4 protein-coding genes are annotated in these 14,709 nt (G+C 75.1%); all 4 read right to left on the reverse strand.

The window, feature by feature from the left end; translation table 11 throughout:
* Positions 1 to 8,375 (reverse strand): amino acid adenylation domain-containing protein (locus ACGFX4_RS28585; RefSeq protein ID WP_393080174.1); only part of this gene is annotated, 8,375 nt, incomplete at its 3' end.
* Complete coding sequence (locus ACGFX4_RS28590) at positions 8,372 to 13,369, reverse strand: amino acid adenylation domain-containing protein (RefSeq protein WP_393080177.1); 4,998 nt, start codon at positions 13,367 to 13,369, stop codon at positions 8,372 to 8,374. The genes ACGFX4_RS28585 and ACGFX4_RS28590, both read right to left, overlap by 4 nt.
* A gap of 97 nt (positions 13,370 to 13,466) precedes the next feature.
* A complete protein-coding gene (locus tag ACGFX4_RS28595; protein WP_393080180.1) occupies positions 13,467 to 13,682 on the reverse strand; it encodes an MbtH family protein in 216 nt (71 codons plus the stop codon).
* A gap of 104 nt (positions 13,683 to 13,786) precedes the next feature.
* Complete coding sequence (locus ACGFX4_RS28600) at positions 13,787 to 14,548, reverse strand: 4'-phosphopantetheinyl transferase family protein (protein ID WP_393080183.1); 762 nt, start codon at positions 14,546 to 14,548, stop codon at positions 13,787 to 13,789.
* Between the last annotated feature and the right edge of the window lie 161 nt (positions 14,549 to 14,709).

Below are 14,709 nucleotides of genomic sequence, written 5' to 3' on the forward strand. Positions count from 1 at the left end.
ACCAGGTCGAACGCCACCGACGAGAACACCGCCGAACCGCCCGGCGCGACGCACAACTCCTCCGCCGCCCACCCCAGGTGGTTCACCAGACCCGCGTGCGTCACCTCCACACCCTTCGGCCGACCCGTCGACCCCGAGGTGTAGATCACATAGGCGAGAGCGTCCGGGTCGACGGGCGCCGGAGCGGCGGCCGGCGGCGTGTCCAGAGCAGCAGCGTCCGCCGCCGCAGATACGACAGGACCATCGAAGAGGCCTCCCAGCTTGCCGTCGTAGGGGTGCTCGGTGAGCAGGGCCGCCGCCGAGGCGTCCGCCAGGGTAGTGGCCAGACGCTTGACCGGGTAGGTCGGGTCGAGCGGCAGGTACGCCGCGCCCGCGCGCCAGACGCCGAGGAAGCCGGCCAGCAGGTCCACGCCCCGGTCGAGCACCACGCCGACCACGGAGCCCGTACCGACGCCGACCGCGCGCAGCCGCTCGGCGACCACGTCGGCCCGGCCGATCAGCTGGGCGTACGTCACCTCGACACCGCCGGCGACCACGGCCACCGCGTCCGGGGTGGCCGCCGCCTGCGCGGCGATCCGCTCCGGCGTGGTCAGGCCGCCGAAGTCGGCCTCGCGGCCCGGCGCCTGCTCCCACAGCCACTGGGCCTCGCCCTCGGGCAGGTAGGTCGCCCGGGCGTCGCCGTCCACGTCGGCGGCGATCGCCGCGAGCACGGCCCGGTACATGCCGGCCAGCCGGTCGGCGTGCTCCTGGGTCATGGTGTGGGTGCTGGTGCGGATGGTGAGGATGTCGTCGAGCGTGGTGACGCCCAGGCCGAACTCGGTGGAGCTGGTGTTGAGTCCGGTGGTGCCGGAGGCGATGTCCTCGGCCTCCAGGTCGCCGAAGTCGAGGTACGAGAAGAAGGCGTCGACCAGGCGGTTGCCGCCGGCCAGGTCGGCCTGGATGGCGGGCATCGGGAAGTGCCGGTGCGCCCACATCGCGGCCTCGGCCTCGTACACCTCGCGGACCAGCTCGCGCCAGGTCGGGGCGCCGGGACGGAAGGCGAACGGGACGGTGTTCAGCAGCATGCCGAGCAGCCGGTCCGCGCCCGGGGCCTCCGGGCGGGTGTGGCAGACCACGCCGGTGTGGAACGGGGTCTCGTGGGTGAGCTGGCCGAGCACCTTGAGGTGCGCGGTCAGCAGCACGCTCTTCATCGAGACGCCGGCCGCCGCGGCGGCGGCCTTCAGGCCGGGCGTCAGGTCGGCGAAGCGCAGGCCCGAGCGGACCCGGCCGGCCGGGGCGGCGAGGTCGCCGCGCCAGACGGTCGGCAGCTCCAGCCGGGCGTTGCCGTCCACCACCGTCTGCCAGTAGTCGCGGGTGCCGGCCGAGCCGAGGGCGGCCAGCTCGGCGCCGATCGAGTCGGCGAACCGGGCGCCGCCCGCCTCGCCGCCGGTGACCGGCAGGCCGTCGCGCAGCTCGCGGTAGACCGCGATCAGCTCGCGCAGGAACAGGTGGTAGCTCCAACCGTCCAGCGTGGCGTGGCTCTTGGTGAAGGTGCAGCGCCAGGCGTCGGCGCCGTGGACGTGCACGAAGATCCTCAGCATCGGCCGCGGGGCGTGGACGTCGAAGACCCGGTTCTGCTCGTCGGCGACGAAGCACTCCAGCTCGATCTGCTGCAGCTCGGCGGTCAGGTCGCTGATGTCGGACAGCCCGGTCTCGATCTCCACCTCGCGGTGGACCAGCTGCATCGGCACCGAGAGGCCGGTGAGCCTGAACGAGGTGCGCAGGATGTCGTGCCGCTCCCCCACCAGCCGGACCGCCTCGCGGAAGGCCGGGAAGGCGAACGGCTTGTCGTCGCCGATCAGGAAGGAGGCGACGTCCAGGTAGGTGTTGCCGCTGTCCGAGGCGAGCGTCTCGACCAGCATGCCGAGCTGGTTCTGGGAGAGCGGGTAGGCGTCCGCCAGGCCCTCCGGGAGCAGCGCCCGGTCGGCCGCGGTGACCAGCTGGAAGGGCTCGACCAGGCGGGTCGCCACGGCCTCGCCGCGGGAGGCCAGGACCGCGGCCAGGCCGGCCGGGGTGCGGTGCGCGAAGACGTCGCGCACACCGGCGTCCAGGCCGTCGGCGCGCAGCGCGCCGACCAGCGAGACGGCGCGGATGGAGTCGCCGCCGAGGTCGAAGAAGGAGTCCTCGACGCCGACCCGCTCCAGGCCCAGGACGGACTGCCAGACGGCGGTGATCCGCTCCTCCAGCGCGTCGCGCGGGGCGACGTACCCGGTGCGGGCGACGGCGGCGCCGTCGACGGCGGGCAGCGCGGCCCGGTCGAGCTTGCCGTTGGCGGTCAGCGGCATCCGCTGCAGTGCCACGAACGCGCCCGGCACCATGTACTCGGGCAGGAACCCGGCGACGTGCTCGGCCAGTCCGGCGGTCTCGCCGACCACGTACGCGACCAGCGCGCCGCCCGACACCAGCACCCGGGCCTCGACCACGGCCGGGTGGCCGGTCAGCACCGACTCGATCTCGGCGAGCTCGATCCGGTAGCCGCGGACCTTCACCTGGTCGTCGCGGCGGCCGAGGAAGTCGGCGGCGCCGTCGGCCAGGATCCGCACCAGGTCGCCGGTGCGGTACAGCCGGGCGCCGGGGGCGCCGTACGGGTCCGGGACGAAGCGCTCGGCGGTCATGCCGGGGCGGCCGAGGTAGCCGCGGGCCAGGTGGGCGCCGCCGATGTACAGCTCGCCTGCCACGCCGGCCGGGACCGGGCGCAGCTGCTCGTCGAGCACGTACATCGAGGTGCCGGGGATCGGCCGGCCGATCGGGACGACCTCCTGCTCGATCGGGCCGGTCACGGCGTGCACCGCGTTGCCGACGGTCGCCTCGGTCGGGCCGTACTCGTTCACCACCCGGGCGCCGCCGAGCAGTTCGCACCAGCGGACGGCGGTGCGCGCGGTCAGTGCCTCGCCGCCGACCACCAGGGTGGGCGCCAGGCCGGGGGCGCCGTCGCCGAACTGGCGCTCCAGCATCTCCAGGTGGCCGGGCGTCAGCTTGAGGAAGTCGAACGGGCCGGCCTCGGTGAGGGCCCGGCCCAGGTCGGCCGGGTCCAGGGTGTCCGGGAAGACGTGCACCGGGCGACCGTGGGCCAGCGGCACCCACAGGGTGGGGACGACCAGGTCGAAGGCGACCGAGGAGAACAGCGCCGCGCCGCCCCGGTTGTCGGCCAGGTAGTCGGCGGCCGCGAACTCCAGGTAGCCGGCCAGCGCGCGGTGCGAGATCTGCACGCCCTTGGGCTGCCCGGTGGAGCCGGAGGTGTAGATGACGTACGCCAGCCGGTCCAGGTCCTCGGTGAGCGCGATCGGTGCGGCGCTCTCGCCGTCCGCGTCGGCGACCCGCACCGTCGGGACGGCGTGCGTGCCCTCACCGACCAGGGCGACCGCGTCGGCGTCGGACAGCAGGTAGGCGACGCGCGCCGCGGGCGCGGCCGGGTCGATCGGCAGGTACGCCGCGCCCGTCTTCCAGGCGGCCAGCAGGGCGACCAGCAGCTCCGGGCCGCGGGCCAGCTGGACGGCGACGACCCGCTCGGGGCCGGCGCCGAGCGCCTTCAGCCGGTGCGCCAGGCGGTTGGCCCGGGCGTCCAGCTCGGCGTTGGTCAGCACCTCCGGCTCGCAGCCGTGGGCGCGGATCGCGATGCCCGCCGGGTCGGCGGCCAGCGCGGCCTCGACGGCGGCCGGCACGGAGCGGGTCGGCGCGGTGCCGGGGGTGACGGCCAGCTCCTCGGTCAGCCGGCGGCGCTCGTCCGCGGGGAGCAGGTCGGCGGTGGAGTCGCCGTCCGGGTCGCCGGCCATCGCGGCCAGCACCTCGCGGAACATCGCGGCGATCCGGGCGCAGGCCTGCGCGGAGAGCACCCGCGGGTCGGCGGTGAGGATGACGTGGCCGGCCCGCGAGGAGATGGTCAGCGGGAACTCGGTCGGGCTGTCGTCGCTGCCCTCCAGGCCGATCAGGCCGGAGTCCAGCTGGTGGAAGTCCTGGTAGTTGAAGAAGACGTCCACCAGGCGGCGGCCGCCGCCCGCCGCGCGGGTGATGGCCGGCATCGGGTGGCGGCGGTGCGGCCACATCGCGACCTCGCGGTCGAAGGTGCGGCGCACCAGCTCCAGCCAGCTGCCGGGGGTGCGGTCGACGGTGAACGGCACGGTGTTGAGGTACATGCCGTACACCCGGTCGGCGCCGAGCGCCTCGGGCCGGGCGTCGCAGACCAGGCCGACGTACGTCGAGTCGGCGTCGGTGAGCCGGCTCATCACCTTGGCGTACGCGGCGACCATCACGCTCTTCAGCGAGGCGTCGGCCCGGGCGGCGAGCTCGCGCAGGCCGTCCTCCAGGTCGGCCCAGGACACCTCGGTCTGGATCTTGGCGGAGTCCTCCCCGGCCTGCGGGTCGCCCCAGCCGGCCGGCAGCTCGAAGCGGGCGGAGTCCTCCACCACGCCGCGCCAGTACGCCTGGTCCTCGGCGGACTCCAGCGAGGCGCGCTCGGCGGCGATGAAGTCGGCGAAGCGGATCGGCGCCGGGTGGAAGGGCTCCACCGGCCCGCCCTCGCGCAGCGAGCGGTAGACGCCGAGCAGCTCCATCAGCAGCGAGTGGTGGGACCAGCCCTCCAGGATCGGGTGGCACTCGGTCACCGAGATCCAGTAGCCGCCGTCGGCGGTGTCGTGGATGTGGAAGCGCATCAGCGAGGGGGTCGCCAGGTCGAACAGCTCGCCGCGCTGGGCGGCGGTGAACCGCTGGAGCTCGGCGGCCAGGTCGTCCTTCGACAGCCCGGTCAGCGTGCGGTGGCCGAAGGGCAGCACCGCGCCGGCGTGCACCAGCTGCAGCGGCTCGGAGTAGCCGGTCAGGTGGATCGCGGTGCGCAGGATCTCGTGGCGCTCCACCACCACCGCGCCGGCCGCCTCGAAGGCGGCGGCGTCGAACGGCGCCGGGTCGTTGATCCGGAAGGTGGTGACGTTGTGGTAGAGGTTGCGGCCGTCGTCGGCCAGCATCTCGACCAGCATGCCGATCTGGTTCTGCGACAGCGGGTACGCGTCGGTGACGCCGGCCGGCAGCTCGGCCCGGTCGGCCGAGGTGATCAGCGCGAACGGCTCGATGCCGTGCTCCTCGCCGAGCACCGCCCGGCCCGCGGCGAAGGAGGCCAGCGCGGCCACCGTGCGGTGCAGGAAGACGTCGCGCACGGCCACGTCGAAGCCCTCGGCGCGCAGCGCGCCGACCAGGGCGACGGCGCGGATCGAGTCGCCGCCGAGGTCGAAGAAGGAGTCCTCGACGCCGACCCGCTCCAGGCCCAGGACGGACTGCCAGACGGCGGCCATCCGCTGCTCGGAGAGGGTGCGCGGGGCCTGGTAGCCGCGCCGGCCGCGCAGCGCGGAGCGGCCGGGGGCGGGCAGGGCGCGCTTGTCGAGCTTGCCGTTGACGGTCAGCGGCAGCGCCTCCAGCAGCACGTAGGCGGCCGGGACCATGTAGCCGGGCAGGGCGACGGCGGCGTGCGCGGCCAGCTCCTCGGGCGCCGGGACGGTGCCGTCCTCGGCGACCAGGTAGGCGACCAGCTGCTTGTCGCCGGGCTGGTCCTCGCGGACCAGGACGGCGGCCTGCCGGACGGCCGGGTGGGCGGCCAGCACCGCCTGGATCTCGCCCAGCTCGATCCGGTAGCCGCGGATCTTCACCTGGTCGTCGATCCGGCCGAGGAACTCCAGCGAGCCGTCGGGCAGCCGGCGGGCCAGGTCGCCGGAGCGGTACATCCGGGAGCCGGCCGGGCCCCACGGGTCCGGCACGAAGCGCTCGGCGGTCAGGCCGGGCTGGTTGACGTAGCCGCGGGCCACGCCCGGTCCGGCCACGTGGATCTCGCCCGCGACGCCGACCGGGACGAGGTTGCCGTCCCGGTCGAGCAGCCGGACGGCGAGGTCGGCGAGCGGACGGCCGATCGCGTTGCCCGCGGTGCCGGCCAGGTCGGCGGCGCCGATCCGGTGGTAGGTGGTGTGCACCGTGGTCTCGGTGATGCCGTACATGTTGACCAGCGCGGTGCGCTCCAGGCCGATCCGCTCGACCCAGGGGGCGAGCTCCGGGATCTCCAGCTTCTCGCCGGCGAACACCACGGCCCGGACCGCCAGCCGCTCGATCCGCGGGTCGCCGTCGGCGGCGGCCGAGACCAGCGCGCGGAACGCGGTCGGGGTCTGCGAGAGGACGGTGACGCGCTGCTCGGCGAGCAGGTCGAGCAGTTCCTCGGGCGAGCGGGTGGTCTCGGTGGGGACGACCAGCAGGGTGCCGCCGAAGGCCAGCGCGGCCCACATCTCGAAGACCGACACGTCGAAGGCGTACGAGTGGGTCATCGAGGAGGTGTCGCCGGGGCCGAAGCCGTAGTGCCCGGCGGCGGTGGTCATCAGCCGGACCACGTTGCGGTGGGAGAGCGCGACGCCCTTGGGGCGGCCGGTGGAGCCGGAGGTGTAGATGGTGTAGATCAGGTTGTCCGCGACGGCGGTCGCCGCCGGGTCGTCGGCCGGGAAGTCTGCGAAGGTCTCGGCGTCGTCCACCGCGACCACCTGGCCGGTGAAGGCGCCGCCCAGCCGCTCCGCCAGGTCGGCGGTGGTCAGCAGCACCTCGGCGCGGGCGTCGGTGAGCACGTACGTCAGGCGCTCGTCGGGGGCGGCCGGGTCCAGCGGCAGGTAGCCGGCGCCGGACTTGAGGACGCCGAGCAGGGCGGGCATCAGGTCCGCGCCGCGCTCCAGGCAGATGCCGACCAGGCGGTCCGGTCCGGCGCCGCGGGCGCGCAGGAAGTGCGCGATGCGGTTGGCCTTCTCGTTGAGCTCGCGGTAGCTCAGGGTGGTGCCGCCGGCGGTGACCGCCGGGGCGTCGGGGGTGCGCGCGGCCCACTGCTCGAACAGCGCGTGGGCGGTGCCGGTGTCCTCGGCGCCCGGGGCGGGCCGCTCGGTGACGGTGGCCAGCTCGGCCTCGTCCAGCAGCGCCAGCTCGGAGAGCCGGCGGCCCGGCTCGGCCAGCGCGGAGGCCAGCAGCCGGTTGAAGTGGCCGGCGAACCGCTCGACCGTCTCCGGGTCGAACAGCGCGGTGGCGTACAGGAACTGGCCGCTGAGCGTGCCGTCGGGGTTGGTGAGGACCTGCAGGGTGAGGTCGACCTTGGCGACGCCGTCGCCCTCGCCGAAGCGCCCGGCGGTCAGGCCGCTGAACGCGAAGGCGCCGAGGCGCTCCTCGTGCATGGTGAAGGCGACCTGGTACAGCGGGGTGCGGGAGAGGTCGCGCTCGGGGGCGAGGTCGGCGACCAGCTGGGCGAACGGCACCTGCTGGTGGTCGAAGGCGGCGAGCAGCGCGTCCCGGCCGGCCTCGACCAGCTCGGAGAAGAGCGGGTCGCCCTCCCAGCGGCCGCGCACCACGACGCTGTTGATGCAGTAGCCGATCAGGTGCTGCAGCTCGGCGCGGCCGCGGCCGGAGACCACGGTGCCGACCGGGACGTCCCGGCCGCCGGTCCAGCGGGAGACCAGCGCCTGGAAGGCGGTGAGCAGCACGGTGTACGGGGTGGTGTTCAGCGAGGCGGCCAACTCGCGCAGCGGAGCGGCGAGTTCGGCGTCCAGCGGGAAGGTGTGCTCGCCGCCGGCGTGGCTGCGGATCGCCGGGCGGGGCCGGTCGGCGGGCAGCTCGGTGGCGGTGACGCCGGCCAGCTGCTCGCGCCAGTAGGCGAGTTGGCGCTCCAGCTCGGCGCCGGTGAGCTTCTCGCGCTGCCACACGGCGTAGTCGGCGTACTGCAGCTCGACCGGCCGCGGGGCGGCGGTGCGGCCCTCGACCGCGGCGGAGTAGAACTCGCCGAGGTCGGCGCCGAACACGCCGGTGGACCAGGCGTCGCAGGCGATGTGGTGGAAGACCACGGCCAGCACGTGCTCCTGCTCGGCGAGCCGGAGCAGGCGGCCGCGCACCGGCCACTGGGCGGCCAGGTCGAACGGCGCGGAGAGCACCGCGCCGGCCTGCTCCAGCGCCTCGGCCTCGCGGCGCCCGGCGGGGATCCGGGACAGGTCGACCAGCTCCAGCTCCACCGGGGCCGGCGGGTCGATCAGCTGGACGGGCTCGCGGCCGGTCCCGGCGTAGCGGGTGCGCAGGATCTCGTGCCGGTCCAGGGTGCGCTGCCAGGCGTCCTGGAGGGCGGCGCGGTCCAGCGGGCCGGTCAGCCGCAGGGCGAACGGCACCAGGTACTCGTTGCTCTCCGGCTCCAGGCGGTTCAGGAACCACATCTGCTGCTGGCCGTGGCCGAGCGGCAGCGGGGCGGTGCGGTCGGCGCGGCCGATGCCCTCGGCCGCCGGCCGGGCGGTACGGCGTCCGGCCAGGCGCTGGCGCAGCAGCTGCTCGCGCAGGGCGTCGGCGGTCATGCGTGGGGCTCCTTCGGGAGAGAGTCGGTGGCGGCGGCCAGCTCGGCGTCGGAGAGCTGGTCGATCTCGGCGCGGATCCGGTCCTCGATGTCGCGGGCCAGGCCGGCCACGGTCGGGGACTCGAAGACCACCCGCACCGGGAGGTCGAGCTGGAACAGCTCCTGCAGCTGGGCGATCAGACGGATCGCCAGGATGGAGTTGCCGCCGATGTAGAAGAAGTTGTCGTGGACGCCGATCCGGTCGGTGTCCAGCAGGTAGGCCCACAGGTCGGCGATGGCCTGCTCGACCTCGTCGCGCGGGGCGACCGGGCCCTCGGGGGCGGTCTCCGCCGGGTCGGGCAGCCGGCCCTTGTCGACCTTGCCGTTGGCGTTCAGCGGCAGCGCGGCCATCGTGGTGAAGCTGGTCGGCACCATGTAGTCGGGCAGCCGGCCGGCGCAGTGCGCGGCCAGCTCCTCGGCCCCGCCGACCACGTAGGCGGCCAGCGCGGTGTCGCCGGACGGGCGGCGCAGCGGCACCACCACGGCGTCGGTCACCTGCGGATGGTCCAGCAGGACGGCGCGGATCTCGCCGAGCTCCACCCGGTAGCCGCGGATCTTCACCTGGTCGTCGCCGCGGCCGAGGAAGTCGACCACGCCGCCGTCCAGCACCCGGGCGATGTCGCCGGTGCGGTAGAGCCGGTCACCGGGGGCGCCGTACGGGTCGGGCAGGAAGCGCTCGGCGGTCAGGCCGGGACGGTTGAGGTAGCCGCGGGCCACGCCGGTGCCGCCGACGTACAGTTCGCCGCGGACCCCGGCCGGGACCGGGCGCAGCCGCTCGTCCAGGACGCGCATCACCATGCCGGGCAGCGGGCGGCCGATCGGCACCGTGGCGGCGGTGACCGGCGCGGTGAGCGGCAGGATGCAGGTGCCGACCGAGGCCTCGGTCGGGCCGTACTCGTTGACCAGGCGGTCCGGGCCGAGCAGGCCGGCCCAGCGGTCGGCGAGGGCGCCGGAGAGCGCCTCGCCCGCGACCACCACCACGCCGGCCAGCTCGGCGGCCTCGGCCTCGGTGACCTGGTGGCCGAGGATCTCCAGGTGGCCGGGGGTCAGCTTGAGGAAGCTGAACGGGCCGGCCGCGACCAGCTCGGCGCCCAGCTTGGCGCCGTCCTGGTCCTGCGGCAGCACCCAGACCCGCTGGCCGACGGTGAGCGGCGCCCACAGGTTGGGGACGACCAGGTCGAAGGCGTGCGAGGAGAACAGCGCCCCGCCGCCGGTACCCGCGCCGACCAGTTCGGCGGCGGCCCAGGCGACGTGGTTGGCCAGGCCGCGGTGGGTGACGGCGACGCCCTTGGGGCGGCCGGTGGAGCCGGAGGTGAAGATGGCGTACGCCAGGGTGTCGAGGTCGCGCTCGACGGCCGGGGTGGTGGCCGGGTGGGCCGCGATCGCCTCGGCGTCGCGGTCCAGGTCGACCAGGTGCGCTCCGGCGGTGATCCGCCCGGCGTGGCCGTGGCCGGTGACCACGGCGGCCGCGCGGCCCTCGGTGAGCATCCGCTCGATCCGCTCGGCCGGGAAGGACGGGTCCAGCGGCAGGTAGGCGCCGCCGGCCTTCCAGATGCCCAGCAGGGCGGTGAACAGGTCCGGGCCGCGGTCCAGCAGCACGCCGACCAGGGACTCCGGGCCGACGCCGAGGCCGGCCAGGTGCCGGGCGAGGCGGTCGGAGCGCTCGGCCAGCTCCCGGTAGCTCACCGCGAAGCCGGGACCGGCCACCGCGACGGCCTCGGGCCGCTCGGCGGCGGCGAGCTCGAAGGACTCCAGGACCGAGCGGGCCGGCTGCTCGCCGGGCGCGGTGCTCCAGCGCTCCAGCTCGGCGGCCTCGCCGTCGGCGAGCAGCTCCAGCTCCTCCAGCGCGCCGTCCGGGTCGGCGGCGGCCGCCGCGAGCACCGTGCGGAAGTGGCCGGCCATCCGGGCCACGGTCGCCTCGGTGAACAGGGCGGTGTCGTACTCCAGGCCGCCGACCAGCGAGCCGTCCGGCTGGACGCGCAGCACCAGGGTCAGGTCGGTGTGGGTGGCCTGCCACATCCGGCGCAGCAGTTCGAGGTCGTCGTCGTCGCCGATCAGGCCGTTGAACTCGCCGTCGTGCAGGTCGAAGGCGACCTGGAAGAGCGGGGTGCGGGCCAGGTCGCGCTCGGGGGCGAGCTCCTCGACCAGCCGGTCGAAGGGCATCTGCTGGTGGGCGAAGGCGGTGGTGGCGGTACGGCGGACCGAGGCCAGCGCCTGCTCGAAGGAGGCGGCACGGTCCAGGTCGCAGCGCAGCACCAGGCTGTTGAGGAAGAAGCCGACCACGTGCTCCACCTCGGGCACGTCGCGGCCCGCGACCGGGGTGCCGATCGCCAGGTCCCACTGGCCGGTCCAGCGGCCGAGCACGGTGGCGTACGCGGTGAGCAGGGTCATGAACGGGGTGGCGCCGCGGCTGCGGCCGAGGGCCAGCAGCGGGCCGGCGACCTCGGCGGGCACCGCGAACGGGACCACCGAGCCGCGGCCGTCGCGGACCGCCGGGCGGGGCAGGTCGGTGTGCAGCTGCAGCGGCTCCAGGCCGGCCAGCTCGCCGGTCCAGTGGGCGAGTTCGCGGCCCAGGGCCTCCTCGCCGAGCTGCTCCAGCTGCCAGACCGCGTAGTCGGCGTACTGCACCGGCAGCTGCGGCAGCTCGGGCAGCCGGCCCTCGCGGTGGGCGGCCAGCAGCTCGTGGAACTCGCGCTCCAGGACGGCGGTGGACCAGCCGTCGGTGGCGATGTGGTGCAGCGCGATGCCGAGCAGCGACTCGCCGTCGGGCCGGCGGACCAGGACGGCGCGCAACAGCGGGCCGCTCGCCAGGTCGAAGCCGATCGCCTGGTCCTCTCCGAGCATCCGGTGGAACACCTCGGTGGCCTGCTCGCGGTCGGCGGCGACCGCGCGGCGCAGGATCACCGGCGCCGGCGGGTCGATCAGCTGGACGGGCTCGCCGTCGACCAGCGGGAAGCGGGTGCGCAGCGCCTCGTGCCGCTCGACCAGGGCGTCCAGGGCGTGCGAGACCTCGGCGTCGGTGGCGCCGGCGGCCGGGCGGAGCACCACGGCGGCGACCCACTCGGGCCCGCCGGGGTTCATCCGCTCGGAGAACCAGAGCCGGCGCTGCCCGTAGGAGACCGGCAGGTGGCCGGCCCGGCCGACCGGGCGCGGGCCGGTGGGCAGGTCCGCGGAGAGCAGCTCGGCCTGCGCGGCGAGCGTGGTGGCGGTGAAGAAGCCGCGCAGCTGCACGGTGGAGCCGGTCGCGGCGCGGAGCCGGGAGACCAGCCGGGTCAGCTGCAGCGAGGTGCCGCCGAGCTGGAAGAAGTCGTCGTCCAGGCCGACCCGGTCGAGCTTGAGAACCTCGCGCCAGACGGCGGCGACAGCCTGCTCGGCGGTGCTGACCGGGGCGCGGTGCACCGGGCGGCCGGCCGCGTCCAGCGAGCCGGGCGCGGGCAGGGCGCGGCGGTCGACCTTGCCGGTCGGGCCGAGCGGCAGCTTCTCCAGCAGCACGAAGGTGCCGGGGATCTGCGGGGTGGTCAGGCGCTGGGCGAGGTGGCCGCGCAGCTCGGCGAGGTCCAGCCCGTCGCGGGCGACCAGGTAGGCGGCGAGCCGCTTGGCGCCGTCGGCGGCCTCGTACGCGGCGACCGCGGCAGCGGCGACCTGCGGGTGGCCGAGCAGCACGTGCTCGATCTCGGCGGGCTCGATCCGGACGCCGTTGATCTTGACCTGGTCGTCGATCCGGCCGAGGTACTCCAGCTGCCCGTCGCGGCGCCAGCGGACCCGGTCGCCGGTGCGGTAGAGCCGGGAGCCGTCGGTGGCGAACGGGTCGGGGACGAAGGCCGCCGCGGTCTGGCCGGGCCGGCCGAGGTAGCCGCGGGCCACGCCCACGCCGCCGGCCAGCAGCTCGCCGGGGGTGCCCGGGCCGACCGGGTTGCCGCCGCGGTCGACGACCAGCACGCGCATCCCGGAGATCGGACGGCCGATCGGGACGGGGCCGGCCGCGAGCGCGGTGTCCACCTTGTGCGCGGTGATGTCGATCGAGCACTCGGTGGGGCCGTAGGTGTTCCACACCTCGACCGGGCGGCCGAGGCGCTCCAGCAGGCGCTGCACCAGCTCGTGGTGGAGCGGCTCGCCGGCCGAGAAGACCAGCCGCAGCGCCTCGCACCCGGCCAGCTCCTCCTCGACCACCAGGCGCAGCACCGAGGGCACCAGCTGGAGGACCGTCACCTGCTGCTCGCGGACCGCGCGGACCATCGCGGCAGGGTCGCTCTCCGCGCCGAGCGGCGCCAGCACCAGCACGCCGCCGCAGGTCAGCGGGGCGAAGACCTCCCAGCAGTGGGCGTCGAAGGTGACCGTGGTCTTCTGCAGCACCCGGTCGGCGGCGCCCAGGCCGCAGGCGCGCACCGCCCAGGCGACCCGGTTGGCGATACCGGCGTGGCTGACCACCACGCCCTTGGGCTCGCCGGTGGAGCCGGAGGTGTAGAGCACGTACGCGGCGTTGTCGGCGTGCGCGCGGGCCGCCGGCGCCTCGGCGGGCAGCGCGTCCAGTTCGGCGCGGACCGCGTCCACGATCACCGGGCGGGCCCCGGCAGTGCGCACGGTGCCGGCCGTCTCGGTCTCGGTGAGCACCAGCCCGGCGCCGCTCGCGGTGAGCAGCTGGGCGAGCCGGCGCGGCGGCAGGTCGGGGGTGAACGGCACGTACGCCGCGCCGGCCCGCCAGACCCCGAGCAGCGCCGCCACCAGGTCCGCGCCGCGGTACAGGCAGACGCCGACCGGGGACTCGGGGCCGGCGCCGAGCCGGATCAGGTGGTGGGCGAGCTGGTTGGCCCGCGCGTCGAGCTGGGCGTACGTCACCGCACGGTCGCCGTCCACGACGGCCACCGCATCCGGAGTCAGCGACGCCTGGCGCGCGACGAGCGAACTGATCAGGGTGGGCTCGTCTTTCGGCGCACCCGGCTGCGACTCGGAATTCATCTCAGGGAGCTCCTGGTCCGTGAAGGGGTCTCGGTGGAGAAGGCCGACCCCCGGGGTCTGCCTTGCCTCGGGGGTCGGTCGGGAGGGGAGGTGGGGGTCAGCTCGCAGCGGCGGCCATCCGCTCGCGCAGGCTGCGCGGGCGCATGTCGGTCCAGACCTGGTCGATGTGGGCCAGGCACTCCTCGCGGCTGCCCTGGGTGCCCTCGGCGCGCCAGCCCGCCGGGATCTCGCGGCCGGCCGCCCAGATCGAGTACTGCTCCTCGTCGTTCAGCACGACGAGGAAGGTGCGGTTGTCGGTGGTCTGCTCGCTCATCGCGATGTCTCCTGAAATCGCTCGTACGGAAAAGGGGTTCGGCTGTTCCCGCCGTTCTCGAACAGCCTCTCGGGCTGGCCCATATTCGGCCTGCACCCGCACTGTCAGGCGGCTTCGGCCAGCAGCGGGGCCTCGGCCCGCGGCAGCGGGTCGGCGCCGTAGCGGAAGGTGCGCACCGGGCCGGTGGAGCCGTCCACCCGGGCCAGCGCCGCGTGCAGGTCCGGACCGAAGTCCGGCTCCTCGAGGGTCCAGGCGGTCGGCCCGGGGGCGACGCCATAGCGGACCAGGACCGGCCCGGGGAAGTCCGGGTGGACCTCGATCCGGGTCAGGTCGGCGGCCAGCCCGACGCCGACCGCCTTCACCACCGCCTCCTTCCGGGTCCAGCAGCGCAGGAAGGCCTCGCGCTGCCGCTCGGCGGGCAGGCCTCGCAGATGGGCCAGCTCGCGCTCGGTGAACGCCAGCGGGGCGGTCAGCTCGGGGTCGATCCGCGGCTCCGCCTCCAGGTCCACGCCGATCGGGGAGCCCTCGCTCACGCCGAGCAGCCAGTGGCCGTCCGCCCGGGAGAGGTTGAAGGTCAGCCGGGTCCGCGGCCAGACCACCGCCGGCGGGCCGTGCGCCGGGTCGGCGCACTCCGGGCAGAGCGTGCGGCCCAGCTTCAGCTGGTCGGGCTCGGTACCGAGGTACCCGCCCAGGATCCGGCGCAGCCCGAGGTGCGCCGCCGCGTACGAGGCGGCGGCCGGACCGCGCAGCAGGCGGACCCTGTTCCGCTCGGCCGCCGAGAGGACGGCCAGCGCACGCTCGTCGACCTCCTCGGGCAAGCCCAGCCAGACGTCCGCGGCCCCGTCGGGGAAACGCTGTTGGGTCACTTCCTCACCTGTCGTCCAGCGGGCCCGCCACGCCTGCGCGGCCGTCCGCTCTCGTATCCGATTCGAACGGCGCCCAGCCTGGTCAGCGGCGCTATACGCCCGCTATCAACCGCCCATGCGGGGGAGGGAATCGAACTGGCGGAAACTATCGGCGCGATATA

It is taken from the genome of Kitasatospora sp. NPDC048365, assembly GCF_043200835.1.
Lineage (GTDB): Bacteria > Actinomycetota > Actinomycetes > Streptomycetales > Streptomycetaceae > Kitasatospora > Kitasatospora terrestris.